Annotated in this window: 8 protein-coding genes; all 8 read left to right on the forward strand. The window is 43.5% G+C overall.

Annotated elements, in window-relative coordinates; all coding sequences use genetic code 11:
- Positions 1 to 834 precede the first annotated feature (834 nt).
- The 8 genes from E0E36_RS12535 (at position 835) to E0E36_RS12570 (ending at position 21228) form a co-directional block, all read left to right on the forward strand.
- Positions 835 to 11229 (forward strand): Ig-like domain-containing protein, encoded by a 10395-nt coding sequence (locus tag E0E36_RS12535; protein ID WP_423213032.1) that lies wholly within the window; start codon positions 835 to 837, stop codon positions 11227 to 11229.
- A gap of 115 nt (positions 11230 to 11344) precedes the next feature.
- A complete protein-coding gene (locus tag E0E36_RS12540; protein ID WP_013665372.1) occupies positions 11345 to 12352 on the forward strand; it encodes a PorP/SprF family type IX secretion system membrane protein in 1008 nt (335 codons plus the stop codon).
- A 36-nt stretch (positions 12353 to 12388) separates the two neighbouring features.
- Positions 12389 to 14332 carry an OmpA family protein gene (locus E0E36_RS12545; protein ID WP_130856245.1) on the forward strand — a complete coding sequence of 648 codons (1944 nt, stop codon included), beginning with the start codon at positions 12389 to 12391 and terminating at the stop codon, positions 14330 to 14332.
- Between the two features lie 219 nt (positions 14333 to 14551).
- Positions 14552 to 15190, forward strand: a complete 639-nt coding sequence (locus E0E36_RS12550) for a response regulator (RefSeq protein ID WP_130856246.1) — start codon at positions 14552 to 14554, stop codon at positions 15188 to 15190.
- A gap of 823 nt (positions 15191 to 16013) precedes the next feature.
- Positions 16014 to 16985, forward strand: a complete 972-nt coding sequence (locus E0E36_RS12555) for a polyprenyl synthetase family protein (RefSeq protein ID WP_130856247.1) — start codon at positions 16014 to 16016, stop codon at positions 16983 to 16985.
- Positions 16986 to 17032: 47 nt separating this feature from the next.
- Complete coding sequence (dxs, locus tag E0E36_RS12560) at positions 17033 to 18979, forward strand: 1-deoxy-D-xylulose-5-phosphate synthase (RefSeq protein ID WP_130856248.1); 1947 nt, start codon at positions 17033 to 17035, stop codon at positions 18977 to 18979.
- A complete protein-coding gene (locus tag E0E36_RS12565; protein WP_130856249.1) occupies positions 18966 to 20195 on the forward strand; it encodes a 4-hydroxy-3-methylbut-2-enyl diphosphate reductase in 1230 nt (409 codons plus the stop codon). Before dxs ends, E0E36_RS12565 begins: the two co-directional genes overlap by 14 nt.
- A 58-nt stretch (positions 20196 to 20253) precedes the next feature.
- Positions 20254 to 21228, forward strand: coding sequence for a terpene synthase family protein (locus E0E36_RS12570; protein ID WP_130856250.1), 975 nt, complete (start codon positions 20254 to 20256; stop codon positions 21226 to 21228).
- Positions 21229 to 21532: the final 304 nt, after the last annotated feature.

Here is a 21532-nt window from a genome sequence, read left to right on the forward strand (position 1 = left end):
TTTTATGGAGTAAGTCGAATCTCTGAAAATTGTCCTGACCCGGATTTCTTGGAACCTCCTTATCGGAACCCGGTTTGCGCCGATGATTTGGTAAGCGCTGAACATACCGACGATTTGCAGAACTTATTTGATGGAAATCATAATAGTTATGCAACGATTCGTTCGGACGCAGGTTTAACCAAATATTCAGGTCATGTAGAATTCGGTTATGCTGCCCCAGTTGCAGCAGGTACTACGTCGTATATACGCATTGATACCGAAGGTGGGTTATTAGACGCATTGTTAGCCGGAAGTGTAGGTAAAGTGTTGACGGATATTCTGAATAACGTCGTACTTGGAAATCATTACTTCCATGTTTATGTAAAAGACGCGAGCGGAGCTACTGTAGTTTCAGGATCGAGCGAAGATTCGTTTACAGGGTCAACAACGGGTATGAACCCAAATAAACAAATTCGTGTCGTTCAGGATAATGCAGGGCGATACTATTTAGCTATCACACCTAACACGGCCTACCAAAGTGTTCGCATTGAAGACCATACTGATGCATTGTTATTGGGACAAAATAACAGCATGAATGTTTATGGTATGTGCTATGAAACCGACTTTGAAGGTTGTGCAGAAGCATTTACTACTTCTTTTGATGGTTCAGGCTTAACCGCTGGCCTAACAGGTATAGGAAATTACGGAGTACAGAATCCTTATCGTGTACTTGACAATAATAATAACGGTGACTATTCCGAGATTAGCCTAGGTGCATTAAGCGTTGCCGGAGCTATTCAACAAAATGTTCAATTTAACAAAGAAATCGAAGCAAACAGCATTTTCAAAATTAAAATGGCTGTTGGCACAGGAACATTGGATGCCGGTGTCTTTGGAAGAATTGATGTGGTAGGATATAACAACGGACAGGAAGTGTATGTTGAAACCTTAGAGAATGCGGTTGTCGGAAATGTTAACCTATTGCAATTATTCAACAACGGCGCTAGTCCCGAAATCAGTGTGTCACCTGATGTAGCAGTAGATGAACTAGCGATTCGTTTAAGATCGCTGGTAGGTGTTACCGTGGTTCCGAATGTAAGGCTCTATTATATTCAACAAGATTGTGATGCGGTATCAGATTTCGTAGCTTGGAAGAGCTATGCAGTAAATGCCGATCCTTCTATTGCTTCAGTAAAAGGAGGTGAAGAAGTAACTTATACGATCCATATTAGAAATACGGGTACGGTGGATCTGGCAGGATTGTCTGTAACAGATACAATACCAGCCCATACTACCTATGTCGACGGATCGGGCGGTGTGTTGGCTGGCAATGCTGTTACATTCGAGAATGTGGCTGTCGCAGCAGGTGCTACCACTACATTGAGCTTTAAGGTGACCGTAAATGCCGACCTAACCGGTGTTGCTCAAATTAGTAATACGGCTTTTGTAAAAACGGATGCCAATGACCCTGGTAAACCAACTTATCCGCCTGCAAATAATGCTACTCCTACAGATCCGGATACAAGCGGACCTACCGGAACTAATATTCCTGTAGATCAAATTTCATCTCTCGTGTCCTGGAAAGCTTATAAAGTAAATGGCGATGCTTCTATCACGTCTGTTAGTGGTGGTGAAGAAATTGAATATACCATTTATGTACGAAATACGGGTAACCAAGCTCTGACTAACGTAAATATTACAGATCCTATTCCAACCGGAACTGAGTACGTGTCAGGTGGGACATCGGCGAACAGCGCTGTAAGCTTTACGATACCAACTTTAGCTGTTGGTGAAACTTCAAGCCCTCAGGTATTTACGGTTAAGGTGAAAGCTAATTTAACCGGGCTTACAGAGATTAGAAATGTCGCCGCTGTGACAAGCAATGAGGTTGGTACGCCTACGGAAAGCTTCCCGCCGGTAGATAATACAAATCCGACTGAACCAAATGATACAGGTGGTACAGGTACGGTTATTCCGGTAGCTCCAGCCGACAACCTGGTATCTTGGAAAGCTTATAAGGTTAACGGTAGTGCTGATAGTACGGCTGTTCGCGGAGGTGAGACGGTTGAGTATGCAATCTATGTAAGAAATAATGGAAATCAGGATCTAACCAATGTGGTGATTTCCGATGTCTTGCCTGCGGGACTTACCTACGTTTCAGGAGGTAGTTTTGCTGGCAATACCGTAACATTTACGATACCTAGTTTAGCGGCAGGTCAGACTTCCACTCCGCAGATATTTACGGTTAAAGTAAATGAAGATTTGACCGGTATCGATGTAATCCGGAACTTGGCGACTGTGGTAAGTGATGAACTGACCACACCTATTGAAAGCTTCCCTCCGGTTGATAATACAACACCAAGTGAACCGGATACTACCGGTACAACCGGCACACCGTTGGATGTAACGCCTCTTCACGATTTAGATTTAGCACTGACTGGTACGAGCGATGGCGCAAATAGTGGACAAGCTGTATCGAATGATGTGATCACTTATACGGTTACCGTAACCAATAATGGTAATAAAGCCTTAACCAATGTTAATTTGGTGGATGCAATTCCACAAAATACGGCGCTTGAAAGTGCTGGCGACTTTACGCAAAACGGAAATAATCTTGAATTAACAATTCCGACACTTGCTGTTGGAGAAACCCAGACATATACCTTTACGGTACGTGTCAATACAATTGACCCAACGGTTGTTACGTCCATCGATAATAGTGTAACAGCAACTTATCGAAACGAAGATAATACGGCCGATAAATCAGAAACGGCTACGCATAGTATGCCAACGGATTGTACGCCAATTGACGCCTCTAATATTACACTTGCCGGGGCTGAAAATCCGATATGTGCCGGCGAAGAGATTACCTTGACCGCGGCATTCTCCGGTTTAACAACGCCACCTAGCGCCGGTTCGGTGAAATGGTATACCACTGCGGATCTTTCCGGTACACCGTTAACCGGTTTATCTATTACCGTGAATCCCGAAGTCAATACCACGTATTACGTAGTGGTTGAAGGTGACGGATTCTGCTTTAATAATCCACCAGCTCAGATTAGCGTAACGGTGTCGGCGATGCCTGAAACACCTACCATCACAGCTACAGGAGCCAATCCTTTCTGTGAAGGAGGTTTCACTACCCTCGTAGCCAGTGGCAATGCCGACTCGTATAAATGGTTTAACAATGGGGTGGAAATTACCGGGCAAACCAGTGCAAACCTTGAAGTGAGCACTGCCGGCCAGTATACGGTAATTGCTTTGAATGCTGGCGGATGTGAAAGTTCAGTGTCTGCAAGTTTTGCTGTGCAAATGAATCCACGTCCTACTCAACCAACTGTTCAATTAGACGGCGACGCGGCTATCTGCTCCGGCACTGAAGTTACTTTAACTTCGAGTGCTACTGATGGAAACCAATGGTTTAAGGATGGTGTTGAAATTCAAGGTGCAACGCAGCAAACACTCACCGTTAATGAGGCTGGCACCTACACGGTTATGGTAACTGATCCAAACACCGGTTGTACAAGCCTTGCTTCTACTGACCTGGTAATCACGGTGAATCCGACTCCTGAGATTACAATAAATGGAAATGCAGCTATTTCCGCTAAGGTGGGAGAGGCTGTTCAAATCCCTGGTGTGACAACAGATCCTACTGGTCTAACACCAACATGGTATGATAATGATGGTAATGTAACTACTAATTTAAATCCAACATTTAGTACACCGGGTGTATATACCTATACAGCTGTTGTAACGAATGGTGGTTGCTCGGCTTCTGCAACGGTTGTAATAACCGTATACGATGAGAATGCTTGTCCTCCATTGGTAGAACGGGTTTACGCCAATACGCAAACTTGGAGTGCGGTGCTTACAGGAGATGTAGAGAACCCGACTAATGCAGTAGATGGTAACCCGCAAACACATGCTACGCTAAGAACATTATTGGGCGTAGCCGGAATCGGTAGCGTTCGCCAAAACTTGCTATTTGCGCAAGAAGTAGAAGCTGGAACACCGGTTAGCGTGAAATTTGGTAAAGAACTGAGTGCTGTGGGTCTTATATCGGGTGTTTCGGTAGTAGGTTTAGATGCAGATGGAAACGAAATAGGAAGACCACAAAATGTACAAGGCGGATTGCTAGATTTATTGGTAGGCGACAATGTTGCTGAGTTTACTTTTGTACCAGCAGATAATAGTGGTCCTAAAAATTATAAAGGAGTACGTGTTATACAAGCGGCCGTATTAAGTGTTGCACAGAATACAAGAGTGTACGGAGCTTACGTTACGCAGAATAGCACAACAAACAATTGTGCACCTGTGGTTCCTGGTGTTAAAGCGAACGTGATTGATGTATTACATGGAGTGAGGGATATTGGCTTAGGAGCGTTAAGTGCGACTTCTTCTGTAAGCAATGCTTGGAATGCGGTAGATAATGATACAACGTCGTTTGCAACGATTTCAAGAGCTGCAGCTGTATTGAATGAAGCATTCTTAACCGTAGCGTTCAAAACACAAAGTCAGCTGAACGATTCGATCCGCATCGTTACAGAAGTGCCTAATGATCCGATCTTACAACTTGAGCTTTTGAAAGGCTATACGATTCAACGCTACCTAGGTGAAACACCAGTAGGTGAGCCATTGGATGAGGACAGCGGTTTATTAAATCTTAAGCTCTTGGGTTTACTTGGCAGCAGTCAAAGGGCAGCAATTATTGTTGCGCCAACCAACGAACCTTTTGATCGAGTACGTATCAGTTATGGAAGTGTAGCTAGTGTATTGGGTAATACAACCAATATTTACGATATCAACTTAAAGCCAACCATTAGTCCTGTAGTGGACCCGGATGGTGAGTTAAAATTATGCCTGGGCGATTCAATTGAATTGAACAAAGTTGATGATTGTACAGTTTATAAAATCTTTGATGCTGCTGAAGGCGGTAATGAATTGACTACTTCCGATGGTTTCCGTTTCGCTTTACCTGATGGTTTGGCTGCCGGCGAACACACATTCTATGTACAGGCGGTTCGCCAAGGTTGCGAAGTAGGCGCTAGAATAGCAATCACAGTTACCATTAAACCAACAGCTGTTGAAGCGGATATTAATAACATATTGGTAAATGGAGCTGAACCTACGGCGCCATTATGCTTGGAGCCAAATGAAGAAGTCGTATTGACGGCATCGTTAAGCGCAACCAGTACCGTTGTTAACCCCGTGTTCCACTGGTATAATGAAGCAGGGGCAGCCGTAAGTGGTGGCGAGAATGGTACCTTAAACTTAGGTGTATTAGCTGCCGGAACTTACACCTATCAGGTCGGTGTGAGTGGGGATAATGTATGTGAAAGCTTACCTGCTGATCGCAAATCAGTAACTTTTGTTATCAACAAACAAGCAGTTGACACTGATATCAATGTAATCGGAGAGGGGGCGCATTGTTTCGGATCGCCGGTAGTGTTAACTCCTAGTGCGAGTGACGCTAATGTAACAAACCCAATATTCAAATGGTACAGCTCGGCTGATAAATCGGTTGAGATTGTCAACGGAACTGTAGCGGGCATCACTTATGCGATAGACGCGGCAACGGGAGTATTAACAATAACCGGTTTACCAATAAATGCAACTCCATACACCTTCTATGTAACAATGTCAGCAGATGGTTATTGTGAAAATGAATCAGGAAGAGCGGTGGATGTAACCGTGAGCAGTGAACTGGATGCACCGACATTTGATACAACTAATCTATTAGTTTGCGAAGGTGAAAATGCAAGCTTTACGCTTACAAATAGCCAGCCAAGCATTACCTACCATTTCTATGATGCAAATGGCGTAGAGATAACGGATCCGGCTCTAATTAGTCATGATGCAACTACCAATGCTGTTGTTATTCACAATGTTACAGCGAGCGTTAGCTACCTGGTAGAATCACGGGATGCAGGAGGCTGTATAAGTGGTGAACGTACTACAATTACTGCCGGTGTGAAACCAGTGTTCACTGAACCAATTACGGTAACGATTAATGGCCAGACGCCGAGCACCGGTATCTGTACAGACCCCGCTGGAAATGTGGTGCTAGCTGCAACGGTTGATGCTGCTATTACGTTAACTAATCCGGTATTCCATTGGTATGATGGTGCAGGAGCAGCTGTTACAGGTGGTGAAGACGGTACTTTGGAACTAGTCTTAACGCCTGGTACCTATACGTATACTGTGGGTGTAAGCAGCGATGAATACTGCGAGACACCAGCGGCTGATAGAACTTCTGTAACCTTTACCATTAACCGTAAGGGAGTTCTGGGAGATATAGATATAGCGACCTATCCTACTGATTTATGCGCAGGTGAAGAGGTAACCTTCACGGCCAGCAGTACGACCGTTACCAACCCAATATTCCGTTGGTATACAACGGCTGACTTATCTGATACACCGGTAGAAGGAGCTAGCTTTATGCCAACTACATTAGCAACAGGTGTGAATACGTTCTATGTGACTGTATCCGGAGATGATGTATGCGAAGGCGATGCATCCGCTGCGGTGTCAGTAACTATCAATGTAAATGCGACTGTTGAAGCACCGCGTGTACAAACAGAGGTGACTGTGAGTGTAGGTCAAAGCATCGATATAACCGCCGCTTTAGGCGAAACACAAACAGGCGATCCTGCAGATTATGAGATTGTCTGGACATATGATAATAACGGGACACCTGCCGAATTTATAGGAGCAACCTTTACGGTGCCAAATGACTTGCCGGTAGGCGTTAAAACATATGAGGTATCTGTTCGGAGCAAGGTGGGGGCACTTTGTGAATCGCCAAAAGTAACGGTTACTGTTAATGTAACCGAGGTGATCAATGATGATTGTTTGGAGGCAAATGCGCAAACAAATGGTACCAATGGCATATGCTTATTATGTGGCGTTTCCGATGCCGGCAATGCTGTAGATGGCAATCCGGAGACATACGCTGTGCTACAGAGAACAGTCAATGTATTGGGTAAAGTATGGCAAGAATTAATCTTCCCGAATGGGGGTAAACAAGGTGATACCGTTTCCGTATGGCTAAGTGGAAACAATTCAATCTTAGATGCAAGCATCTTAGGAGGCTTAAATATTGGTACTTACAACGGTGCAACTAATAATAATGATGGAAGTCAAACAGGAGCGATATTAGATATCACCTTATTCCCTGGAAGTACAACAATACAACAATTTAAATTTATTGCAGGTGCTGATTTCGACCGTGTTCGTATTGAACAATATGAAGCAGTTGGTTTACTGGCAAACGGTCTGCGCATACATGGTGCAAATCTCGAATTACCGGCACCAACCGATATCCAACCGGTTGATGGTACTGCCTACTGTCAGGGTGATGAAATTACCTTATCCGCTACAGCAGCACCAAATACGCAATTGCGCTGGTTTGACGATGAAGGTAATCTAATAGGTGAAGGAGCGACCGTAACAACTACAGCACCGACGGATAAAACGGGCGAAGTTATTTATGAAGTAGTAGCCTTCCGTACAAATACCGGTGGTGAAATCTGTTACGGTGAGCGTATACCGGTTAAATTGGTTATTAATGATAAGCCGGAAATAACAGAACAACCCGCTAATTTAACGTTGGCGCCGGGAAGCACGGCTACCTTTAATGTTGTCGCTACAGGAACCGGTTTGACTTATCAATGGGAACAACTGGAAGGAACTACTTGGACAGCGCTTCCGGGTGAAACAAACAGTAGCTTGAGCTTGACGGTTCCATTGGTTCCTGCGGGTACAGTATACACTTATCGTGTAGTTGTTTCTTCAACTACAGGATGTGATGTGATTTCTGCACAAGCTACATTAACAGTTACTGCTCAAGAAGTAGACTTTACGAAGAGCAATCTTGCAGTAACGAAGGATGGTGCAATTGCAGACGGCGTAGACTATAACGAAGTGACCGCAACCTTACTGGATGCCTTCGATAATCCGGTAGCCAATAAGGATGTAGTCTTCACTATTGTGAATGTGGACGGTACAACGAGAGATACGACGATTACGACCGATGCTAATGGTAAAGCACTTGCCACAATAACTAGTATAAAAGCTGGAGAAGCAAGTGTGACTGCTACGGTAGATGGCACAGCAATTACTGTCGGAAGTCCGGCGATCGTAACCTTCGTAGCGGGCCCTGTTGATCACGACAAGAGCAGGCTGGAGGTGACGAAAGACGGAGCAGTAGCGGACGGAGTGGATTACAACGAAGCAACGGCGACCATCGTGGATGCGAACGATAACCCGATCGCAGGCCAGGATGTGGTATTCGATATCACGAACGTTGACGGCACTACCAGCCAGCAGACGGTAACCACGGATGCGGCAGGTAAAGCGATAGTCCGTGTGACCAGCACAAAAGCAGGTGAGGCAACTATTGCAGCAACGGTAGGCGGAACGGCCATCAGCGGCAGTCCGGTAACGGTAACCTTCGTAGCGGGTCCTGTTGATCACGACAAGAGCAGGCTGGAGGTAACGAAAGACGGAGCAGTAGCGGACGGCGTAGACTATAACGAAGCAACGGCCACGATAGTGGATGCGAACGACAACCCGATCGCAGGTCAGGATGTGGTATTCGATATCACGAACGTTGACGGCACTACCAGCCAGCAGACGGTAACGACGGATGCGGCAGGTAAAGCGGTGGTACGTGTGACCAGCACAAAAGCAGGTGAGGCAACTATTGCCGCAACGGTAGGCGGCACGGCCATCAGCGGCAGTCCGGTAACGGTAACCTTCGTAGCGGGCCCTGTTGATCACGACAAGAGCAGGCTGGAGGTGACGAAAGACGGAGCAGTAGCGGACGGCGTAGACTATAACGAAGCAACGGCCACGATAGTGGATGCGAACGANGGCAGTCCGGTAACGGTAACCTTCGTAGCGGGCCCTGTTGATCACGACAAGAGCAGGCTGGAGGTGACGAAAGACGGAGCAGTAGCGGACGGCGTAGACTATAACGAAGCAACGGCCACGATAGTGGATGCGAACGACAACCCGATCGCAGGCCAGGATGTGGTATTCGATATCACGAACGTTGACGGCACTACCAGCCAACAGACGGTAACGACGGATGCGGCAGGTAAAGCGGTGGTACGTGTGAACAGCACAAAAGCGGGAGAGGCAACTATCGCGGCTACTGTAGGCGGCACGGCCATCAGCGGCAGTCCGGTAACGGTAACCTTCGTAGCGGGCCCTGTTGATCACGACAAGAGCAGGCTGGAAGTAACGAAGGACGGAGCAGTAGCGGACGGTGTAGACTATAACGAAGCAACAGCCACCATTGTGGATGCGAACGATAACCCGATCGCAGGCCAGGATGTGGTATTCGATATCACGAACGTTGACGGCACTACCAGCCAGCAAACGGTAACCACGGATGCAGCGGGTAAAGCAGTAGTACGTATAACCAGTACAAGTGCTGGTCAAGCGACTATTGCAGCTACGGTAGATGGAAAGGGTATCAGTGGTAGCCCGGTTGTTGTAAACTTTGTAAGACCTTATAACTTAAGTATAACCAAGGTTGCCGATCAAGCGAGAGTAAAAGCCAGCGAAAATACTACGTTTACAGTGACAATCACCAATGAAGGTCCGACGGCTATTCCTAGCGGAAAAGTGATTAGCTTGACAGAGCGGCCAGGAAATGGTGTAAGCATTACCGGTTACGAAGTGACATCAGGTAACGGAACCATCAATGGAACAGGTAATACGCCTACGGTGACAACCAGTGCAAACATACCGGTTAATGGAACCATCGTGGTGAAAGTGACTGCACAAATAGCAGTTGACGCTCCGGCAACCATCACAAATGGTATCAGCGTTTGGGGTCCGGATAAACCTATAACAGAGGATCCGGATGATGAAGATGATACACCGGAAATACCTGTTGATCGTGACGCGCAATTAAGCATAACAAAAGTTGCAGATCAAGCAAGGGTGGTGGCTGGTACAAGCACCAGCTTTACGGTAACAATCACGAATAATGGTCCTGCTGAAATCGCTAGCGGTAAGGTGATTACCTTAACTGAAAGACCGGGAAGTGGCGTAAGCATCACTGGTTACGAAGTGACCTCTGGTAATGGAACAGCTAGCGGAAATGCAACGGCTGCAACGGTTACTACAAATAAAGTAATTCCTGTTAACGGAACCATTATCATCAAGGTAACTGCGACGATAGCAGCGGACGCTCCGGCAACCATAACCAATGGTATCAGCGTATGGGGTCCGGACAAACCGACAACAGAAGAACCGGACGATGAAGACGACACACCGGAAATACCAGTTGATTATGTATCAAACTTGAGTATTACAAAAGTAGCGGATCAGGCGAGGGTCCAAGCGGGTGAGTCTACCAGCTTCACCGTAACTATCACGAACAATGGTCCTTCAGATATTTTGAGTGGTAAAGTAATCAATATTGCTGAACTACCAAGTGAAGGATTAAGCATCACCGGGTATGAAGTGACTTCAGGTAATGGTACAGCAAGCGGTAATGGAAATACAGCTACTGTCATAGCTAATACAAAAGTAGCTAGAGGTGGAACGATTACGATGAAGATAAGGGGATTGGTTAATGCAGAAGCGCCGGCAGTAATTAGCAATGGTATCCAAGTTTGGGGTCCAGATAAACCGGTTACGCAAGATCCGGATGATGAGGATCAAACACCGGAAATACCGGTTGATTATCAATTACCGGAAGCGGCGGATGACGAAGCGGAAACAACCTCGGCAACACCGGTTACCATCAATGTGTTGGCAAATGATAGAGCTACTAGATGGCCATTGAATGTCGCCTCAGTAGAAATTGTGAATGCGCCTCAGAACGGTAAAGTTGCAGTAAACGCAGACGGAACGGTGACGTATACATCGGATAAGGGTTATGTCGGTACGGATAGATTCACTTATACAGTGAAAGACGAAAAAGGCAATGTAAGTAATGCTGCCACTGTCATGGTTAATGTGATTCCGAACCCATTGTTCATACCGAATGCCTTTACACCGAATGGTGATGGTAAGAATGACCAGTTTGAGATTATGGGAATAGAAGGCTATGATCGGGTTGAACTCTATGTGTTCAATCGTTGGGGCAATGAAGTATATAATAATCCAAATTACAATAATAATTGGGATGGTCAGAACCTGAATGAAGGTACTTACTATTACTTGATCAAACTGATTAAGGAAGATAAAGTGGAAACGCAAAAAGGTTGGGTATTATTAAAGAGACAGTAGATATTGGACATAGGTTGTAGGGATTGTCCAAAAAGAAACAGGCAAACTTTTTGGACAAGGCCTTACAAACCACATTGCTTCATAAGGCAAAGGACTCGAATGAAAATAAAACGCTATGGATAAGCATAATATAAAGAGATTAGTCATCGTACTGACATTGGCACTCGGTTTGGGAGAGGTCAAAGCGCAGCAAAATATCCAATTCACGCAATACATTTTTAACTCACTGAGTGTAAACCCAGCTTATGCAGGTTACAAAGAGGAATGGTTTGCGCAAATGGCTTTGCGTAGTCAGTGGACTGGTATTGACGGCGCGCCAAAAACGGGACAGGCATCAATAGACGGCGTGTTGGGGATGAATAAGAATACAGGGGTAGGTTTGCAGGTTACTGCAGATAAATTGGGGGCACAAAGTGCTACTTCCGTCTATGCCAATTATGCTTATCGTTTGCGCTTAGATGCTGAAGATACCCAAAGGCTAAGTTTTGGAATCGGGGCAGGTATTACCCAATACGGACTGGATGGAAATGAACTGAGAACAACTTATCCGGGCGATCCAACAATTCCACCGGGAAAAATCAGTAACACGATTCCGGACATACGTTTTGGCGTTTACTATTATAATCCTCGTTGGTACTTAGGTGTTTCTATGATGGACTTACTTTCAGGTGATCAATCCAATAATATTTTCCGTTGGGACGCGAATGCTACTTCCAATTTAAAGCGTAAGCGTCATATGTATTTGATAGGAGGGGCCCTGTTTGATCTATCAGAAGATATGAAACTTCGACCAAGTGTAATGGTTATGGAGGATTTTAAGGGACCTACAAATGTTGATTTGAATGCCATGTTTATCTTTGGGGAACGAGTGTGGTTGGGAGCGGGATATCGAATGGGATTAAAAATGGGTAAATCATACGCCAACGGACAGCAGAATCTGAGAAGCTCTAATGCAATTACAGGTGTGGCGCAATTTTACGTCACCGAACGTTTGCGAATTGGTTATTCATACGACCACATATTAAGCCGTTTGAGCTCTGTTCAAAACGGAACGCATGAGGTCACTATTGGTTTAACCTTTCCTCAAAGCGGTTATAGACTCATAAGTCCACGATTCTTTTAGGCCAGGTAACGAATTAATCAGCTAATGCAGAATCCAATGAAGAAATTATACATATATCCCTATTTATTAGTGCTCATCCTTTTAGGATCGGGGGTACAAGCACAAGAACAACCTACGCTGCGCGATCGGGCAAATCAACTGTATAATGAATACCAATTCGCGAAGGCCGCTCAATTATATGAACGCTTGGTCGATAGTAAAAAACCGAGGCAAAGCGATTTGGAAAATTTGGCGGATTGCTATAGGAAGATGAATAATTACGGAATGGCTGAGAATTGGTACGTTCGTGTATTGGAAGATAGCACAAGCAATCCGATTAACAAACTGCGATATGCTGAAGTACTAAAGGCCAATGCAAAATATGCCGAAGCAAAAAGGGCTTTTCAGGACTATGCAGATAAAGCTGGCAGCACGAATGAAATTGATTTACAAATAAGGGGATGCGATTCTGCCATTGTTTGGATGCAGCAACCGACTACGCATAAGTTAAGAAACGAGTCTTCTGTAAACACAGCCTTGGCAGAATTTGGAGGATATACCGTTGGAGATAAAGTTTATTATGTTGGGGAACCTGATGCTATTATGTTCAAGAATGTTTACGGATGGACGGGTAATCCTTTTTTAAGAGTTTATAGCGCGAAGCATAACGAAGGAAACATCCTGAAGGAATCAAACATTGCAGAGGCGTCATTTAACAATGAACCTTATCATGTGGGGCCCGTGGCGTCTAATAAAGAAGGAACGACACTTTATGTAACGCGTACTCATCCCGGAAAAGAGGTGCAAAAGGAGAAAGAAGATAGAAAAAGATACCGTACCAAAAATTTGGAATTATATATTTATACAAATGATAACGGTACTTGGAACGAAACCCCTTTTGCTTACAATCGAGTGAATGAATATTCAGTAGGCCACGCTGCCTTGAGCCAAGACGGTGAAACATTATATTTCGTCTCGGATATGCCGGGAGGACAAGGTGGAACCGATATATGGTATAGTGAGCGCTTATTGAATGGTGAGTGGGGCGAACCTAAGAATGCCGGTCCGATGATCAACAGTGCCGGAGACGAGATGTTTCCCAGTATAACAAAGGAAGGTGTTCTGTATTTCTCAAGTAATGGTTGGCCAGGTATGGGGAATCTAGATGTTTTTACCGCAATGGGAACTAAAGAAACTTGGTCTAAGGCGGTTAATATGCGTTTTCCTGTTAATTCTCCTGCTGATGATTTTGCCTACACGGTTAACGATATTACCAATCTCACCGAGGCGGGTTTTATGTCTTCAAATAGAAAAGGAGGCTTGGGTAGTGATGATATATATTCTTTTACTTATTTAAAACCGAAATTTACGGTGCTGCTTGCCGGGGTAACTTACGACAAGGAGACCGAAGAACCTTTAGCTGACGCAAACGTTAGTTTGCTTGATGAACAAGGTACCTTATTGGCTAAGAAAACGAGCGAATCGGCAGGTCGATTTGAATTTGAAGTGGATGTAGAGCAGGCTTATCAAGTATTAGGCGAAAAAGTTGGCTACATTGCCGATTCGGCATTTACTAATACCAATGGATTAAATCCGGGCGATACGGTGAAAGTTGCTTTATACCTAGATCAGTTAAAACAAGGGAAGACTTTCCGGTTGGATAATATCTATTATGATTTTGATAAATTTAATATCCGTAAAGATGCCGCGGTTATTTTGGACGGACTCGTAAAAATCATGAAAGACAATCCGACCCTAAAAATAGAGCTCTCATCCCACACAGATAGCAGAGGAAGGGATAAATACAATATGACGCTTTCTCAAAAACGCGCACAGGCTGCAGTTGACTATTTAGTCAGCAGAGGAATTGCGAGAGATAGGATGATTGCTAAAGGATACGGTGAAAGTAAGTTATTAAACCGTTGTGCTAACGGCATCAAGTGCTCAGAAGCAGAACATCAACTGAATAGAAGAACTGAATTTACTGTATTGGAACTTTAATTATAACATGGTTCAAGCAAAAGCGATAAAGTCCATCATCAGGGTATATCGAATCGTGAAAAATACTGAATCTATTCATTCGTTTAACCGTCACAACAGATAAACTATGTCAACATAAGTCAACGCATTATTATATAGTTATTATTCGTTAAACTACTGATCCGGTCAACCTAAACCAATAAATTAAAGTAAGTATTGTTTTAACGATAACGAATAAAAATGAATATCTTGTTAGTCGATGATCACAGTGTTATCCGGTTAGGTGTCCTTTTTATTATTAAGGAAATGTTCGGAAATCCCGTTATTCACGAAGCCGAAACATGGGGCAAAGCGACTGAGCTGATTGACCACTATCCAATTGATTTGGCCATTTTGGATATCGAAATCCCGGGAGGCAAAGGTCTTGATATGATTTCCCTGTTGAGAACAAAAAAGCCCTATCTTAAAGTATTAATGTTTACCGCTTTTGACGAACATGTGTATGCCCTGCGATATCTAGATCAGGGAGCACATGGATTTATACAAAAAACGGCAAATGACCAAGAACTTAGAAAAGCGATCGGCAACGTGTCGGCTGGTAAGCAATATATCAGTACGGCGATAAAAGATATGATTTGGGAAAGCCGGCTCAAAAAAGGTAAATCGATACAAAGTAATCCATTTGAATTATTGTCTAACCGTGAATTGGAGGTCTGCAAATTGATGGTCAAAGGTCTTCGATTAAGCGATATTGCCGCACAGCTGCAATTGCATACCTCTACCGTTGGGACTTATAAAAATAACATTTTTCAAAAGCTTCAGGTTAATAATATACGGTTGCTTCTCGACAAGTTTCACTTATATCAAATGTATAACTGAAGACCAAAACATCATCCATCGGTGCGACTAGTGCCGAACTTTCTAAAGCCAAGCGAAGCTGATTAGTTATGTCGCTTTCAGGACCTGCTAGTGTAAACTGTCGGACCAATTTACTCCACTCCACTTTCATAAACCGTTTACTTATTTAAAAATACATAACCACCATACTATTGTTTGCTTAAAAAGTAGGTAGTCCAAAGCCTACAAGAGATGTTCGGTTTTCTGAAATCCAATGCAAGAATGGTTTTGGGCTACTGCGGGCGGCTTTTTTGTCGTTAAAGCAAACAACGAGTTCTTTCTCTCAAAAAAGAAAGCTACGAACAAGTAAAGCCCTTTTTGTGAATGACTAATTAACTTATTAATTCGTGTAGGATATGTGTACGGGCCTCTTATGGAAATCTCTAGTCTCGAGCTTATCCTAAGATCGCTTAATTAATTAGAGATATCTGATGCTGCTGTCAGTTGAACTGTCTATGGTTTGGCCGAAAGTACCCAAGTTACCAATCGTAAATAGGCGTCTTCCGTACGGTATTAGTTATGATCGAAAGCTATAGTTAATATTGATATTATATTAATTTACGCGCAACTGTTCGAAATTAATTGGGTAATTTTTTATTTGCTGGTAAAGCAAGTTTGTGTGGTGTTTTTAACACGTTGTTTGTTAGCGACTTTGTTGGTGTTAGATTCTTAATAAAGAAAAACTGAACAAGTTGAACATTTATTCTTCCTGCAAAATTAGTTAATTTAGAATAAACGGATTATAATTTCTGATTGGCCGTAAATTCCGTGAGAGTCGGTTTTCTTCACTAAATTATGAGATACCATGCATTCTTTTTCAGCAATATCTGACCTCTATCAGCAAAAAAGAGATTCGTTAGTGTTCCCGCTTACCCCCTCAAATCTTTACGGATCTATCAATTATTTTTTGGATTTACCCGGTAAGAGGATAAGGCCCGCTCTCTGCTTGATGGCCAATGAATTATTTACTCCTATTCGATCCGATAGTTATAGAATAGCGCATGCAATCGACCTCTTTCATAATTTTACGCTCATTCATGATGATATCATGGATCGATCCCCCCTGCGCAGAGGTCGCGCTACCTTACATACAAAATATGACGAAGGTACAGCCATCCTCGCTGGCGATACGTTATTTATTTATTGCTATTTGTTACTCAACAAAGTGGACTTAATTCACCGAACGCATATTGTCGAATTGTTTTCAGAAACGGCCAAACAGGTTTGCGAGGGACAGCAGATGGATATCGATTTAGAAAAGAAGGAAATGGACGCTGTACATTATGCCGATTACCTGGAAATGATCACCAGGAAGACATCGGTACTGTTGGGCTGTGCAGCTCAGTGCGGAGCTATTATGGGTGGTGCGAATGAGCAACAACAGATCAGTTTGTATGAATTCGGCAAGAACATTGGTATTGCTTTTCAGATACAGGATGACTATCTGGATACCTTTGGTTTGACTGCCCGGACCGGGAAACAGGTAGGGGGCGATATCTTGGAAAACAAAAAAACGGCGTTGCTGGTCAAAGCTTTTGAAGTGGCCGACTTCAAACAGAAAATAATGTTAAAGGAAGCTTTCTTACAAACGGGACAAGATAAAGTCCAAGCCGTTATAAACAGTTATAAAGCATTGGAGGTAGATCAATGGGCCACCAAAGCGATCGAGTCATATACAGCAATTGCCTTCGGTAATCTAGAAGAGATTGATGTGCCTGTTTTTAAAAAGGAAAAGCTGATGAAATTGGCGAATTCCTTATTAGTAAGACAGTCTTAAATAGGTAAATCTACGATTATATAATCACCGTCAAATTGTACGCCGTTATGAAGAAAACCAAGTTGTCTTTGCTCGACCAGATCAATAATCCCACCGATCTTAAAAAGTTGAAAAGGTCGCAACTTCCCCAGTTATGTGACGAACTAAGGGAATTCATAATCGAAACTGTAAGCAGGCACGGAGGACATTTCGGAGCCAGTTTAGGTACGGTTGAGCTAACGGCTGCCCTGCATTATGTTATGAATACGCCCTACGATCAGCTAATTTGGGATGTAGGGCATCAAGCTTATGGTCATAAAATCCTAACGGGGAGACGTGACACTTTTCATACCAATCGCAAACATAAGGGCATCAGTGGCTTTCCACGCAGAGAGGAAAGTGTATACGATGCATTTGGAACAGGCCATTCTTCGACGTCTATTTCTGCCGCCCTCGGTATGGCGCTCGCTGCCAAACTTAGTGGACAGCACGATAAGCAGCACATTGCGGTGATAGGTGACGGTGCCATGACGGCAGGTATGGCTTTCGAAGCGCTCAATCATGCCGGTGCGTCAGATACCAACTTAATCGTTATTCTAAATGATAATTGCATGTCCATTGATCAGAATGTGGGCGCCTTAAAAGACTATCTGACACACCTGACCTTAACCGGAACTTATAACAAGTTCCGTAAAAATGTAGGAAAAACAATCACGAAGTTACCACTGGTCGGGGAACGATCTAAAGAGCTGCTGCATAGAACAAAGTCAGGAATCAAGAGCATGCTATCCGAGCAAGCAAATTTTTTTGAGGCATTAAATTTGCGCTATTTTGGGCCACTGGACGGACATGATGTATTGAAATTAGTGGAAACATTGCAGTACATGCGCCATATTCCGGGCCCTAAATTACTCCATGTAATTACAACCAAGGGTAAAGGTTATGCACCGGCAGAACAGGAAAAAACATTATGGCATTTTCCCGGACTTTTTGATAAGGTCACGGGGAAGATACAGAAAGCGATCATTGATGGACCGCAACCTCCCAAATACCAAGATGTGTTTGGACATAGCGTGGTCGAACTCGCCGAGCGCAATGATAAAATTGTAGGTATTACGCCTGCCATGCTGTCCGGTTCTTCTCTCAAATTTATGATGGAGAAGATGCCCGAACGAACCTTTGACGTAGGCATATGTGAACAACACGCGGTAACTTTAGCTGCTGGACTAGCTACGCAGGGAATGACGGTATTCTGTAATATTTACTCATCTTTCATGCAAAGAGGCTATGATCAGCTCGTGCATGACGTCGTGTTGCAACAGCTACCGGTTATTTTCTGCCTTGATAGAGGAGGACTGGTAGGGGAAGATGGCGCTACCCATCATGGCATATACGATATTTCCTATTCGCGATGCTTACCGGGCCTAATTATCAGCGCTCCCATGAATGAATCTGAATTGCGAAACCTGATGTATACTGCGCAACTTTCCGGACTCACACAGCCTTTTATGATCAGATACCCGAGAGGACAGGGAGTAATGCCCAATTGGAGAACTCCATTCCGAAAAATAAAGATCGGCACCGGTCGGAAAATTCGTGAGGGGCGGGACCTCGCCATCCTTTCCTTTGGTCACCCCGGGAACTTCGCCCTGGAGGCCTGTGAAGAATTGGAGGCGGATGGAGTGAATGTGGCACTGTTCGATATGCGATTTGTGAAGCCGATTGACAAGCATCTTTTGCATCATGTTTTTCAGCATTACCGACAGCTGATTACCGTTGAGGATGGTACAATAATCGGTGGGCTGGGAAGTGCGGTATTGGAATTTATGGCAATTAATAATTATCACGCCGACGTACGGATATTAGGCGTTCCGGATCGTATCGTCGAACACGGTAAAGTAACTGAATTGCATAAGGAATGTGGCTTTGATAAAGATGGAATCAAAGCGGTTGTAAAAGAAATGCTTCAACAAGAACGGATCATACAAAAGCTGGTCAAACATGAAAGTCTTTGATATTCCAACCGCATATAAAAGTGAAATGGTTACGGCTATTAAAAAGAGCAGGCAGGAGCGTGATCATCTAAAAAAGGATTTCAGCCCTTCTATTCTTGATTTTGGAAAAGTTCGAATTAACCTGGCACGTCACTTCGGTTTTTGTTATGGTGTGGAGAACGCCATTGAAACCGCATACACTGCCATACAGGAAAACCCACATAAGCGGATTTATCTATTGAGCGAGATTATCCATAACCCACACGTAAACCAAGCCCTTCAGGAAAATGGCGTTAAATTTATTATGGATACCTATGGCAGACAGCTTATCCCATGGGAAGAAATTACGCCTGCGGATGTAGTCATTATGCCAGCCTTTGGCACAACGGTAGAAGTAGAGCAGATGCTAAAGCGGAAGGAAATCAACCGGATATATTACCGAAGTAAATGTCCATTTGTCGAAAAAGTGTGGACAAGAGTATCTCAAATAGCGAATAAAGGTTATACCGTGATTGTGCATGGAAAACCTGACCATGAAGAAACGAGAGCTACTTTTTCGCACAGTAGAAGCGTCGGTGCTTCGATGGTTATTAAAGACCTAAAGGAAGCAGAACTATTAGCCGACTTCATCAGAAATCGAAGGCCCCCAGCTGATTTTTATAGTCTATTTGAAGGACGGTATTCCGAAGGCTTTCACATCACGCAAGATCTAAAGAGAATCGGTGTAGTAAATCAAACTACTTTACTTGCTGACGAAACACAGCAAATAGCTGATTTTTTGCAACAGACCATGGTCGAACATTACCAGTTGACAGATGATCATATAACGGATCACTTTGCCAATATGCGGGATACACTCTGTTATGCCACGCATGACAACCAAAGTGCCGTAACAGAAATGCTCTCGCTGGATGCCGATCTGGCAATTGTAGTAGGCGGGTATAACAGCTCTAACACATCTCATCTTGTAGAATTATGCGAAGCAAAGCTGCCTACTTATTTTATTTCCGCCAGTGAAAGCTTACTGTCAAAGACAGCGATAGAGCATTGGGATATTCACCATCAGCAATTAAAGCTGACGAAAGACTATTTGCCGTCGGAGTCTGTAGTAATACATTTAACAAGTGGTGCGTCTTGTCCGGATATTCTGATTGAAAATGTGATACGTAGGGTGCTCTCTTTTTATCATCTGTCGTTCGATAATTGGCAGATTGCAAGTAAGCTTAAAAATAAATAATGTTATTGACATTCCGAAAATAAAATCTTGTTGGATATTATACTAAACACAAAACAAAATGGAAAAAATTTTTCGTCAAATTCGTTATCCATTCTCCTTTGGCATTTCGCCTTTTGTCGAAGAAACCCATGATGAAATTTTCAACTGGATTAGTAGCTTTGGACTTCTTTCTACGGAAGAATCGGTTCAGCGTTATAGAGAAGAAAAATATATTTGGTGGGCTGCCAGAACCTTTCCCTTCGCCGATAAAACCGGTTTGTATCTGGTAGGATGCTGGACGGCTTTGTTTTTCATTGCTGATGATATGATGGTAAATCCAAGCAATCATAACGAAAAAATTTTAACATCCCTGAAGGATGACGTAATCGACATTCTTATTCATCATAAAACGGTACCGATGCGTATCGGCAATAACCTTGGTGCTTGCTTTAGTGATCTTTGGCAGCAAATAAAGCAACATACGGATCAAGATTGGCAGCGATGGTTTGTGGAAGAGATGTTAAAAATGCTCAAGTCTTGGCAAATGGAAGCGGAGCTGATTAAAACGGAGAAGGGGCTAAGTCTAGCGGATTATATGAAAATGAGGCCTTATTTTTCCGGTGGTAATGTGTGTTGCTGCTTGCTCTCCTTGGCAAGCAAGTTTAGTTTTCCTTTCTATGTCTACCAGCATCCTGTGGTCCAACAAATGCTGCTGATGGCAGTTAGAACGGCTAGCTGGGCTAATGATATTCATTCCCTGGGCAAAGAACTCAACAAAGAGGGAGCAGAAAATATAGTGATCATCCTGGCAAAAGAAAAGAAGTTATCCTTTAAAGAAGCAATAAAGGAATCCCTGCATATACATGATGCTGATCTAATGCGCTTGCAGGAATTGGAACGTACTCTTCCTTCATTTGGTGAAGAAATGGATCGTGAGCTAACTCGTTACATCCAGTCGATAAAAGCACTGATTAGTGGCAATCACGAATGGGTACTGTACGATACCAGTCGTTATAAAGATACAAAAGAGATAATGGAAAGATTGGAGGCTTAATCATAGAAATAAAGCGGATCTGATTGATGTCCTAATGAATTTTCTTTATTTGGATGATGTGGTGGTTGCTAATGAAGGTCGATGTTCAAAGCTCTTTGGTGCAGTCATTTGGGGGATAGGTATCTTTGCTTTTGCATTGGACCTAGCTCCCCCAAATGCCGCGTATATTTATAGTAATTATCGAAACAATAAAACGAGCAGATCCTAAAATTATTGTCTCTTACACCATACTTTTTTTTCAAAGCTAAGCTGGCTAATATTTGTAACGGATCTTGAATAACCTTTCCGCAGTTGATTGCTTGTT

It is taken from the genome of Olivibacter jilunii (assembly GCF_900607235.1).
Lineage (GTDB): Bacteria > Bacteroidota > Bacteroidia > Sphingobacteriales > Sphingobacteriaceae > Olivibacter > Olivibacter oleidegradans.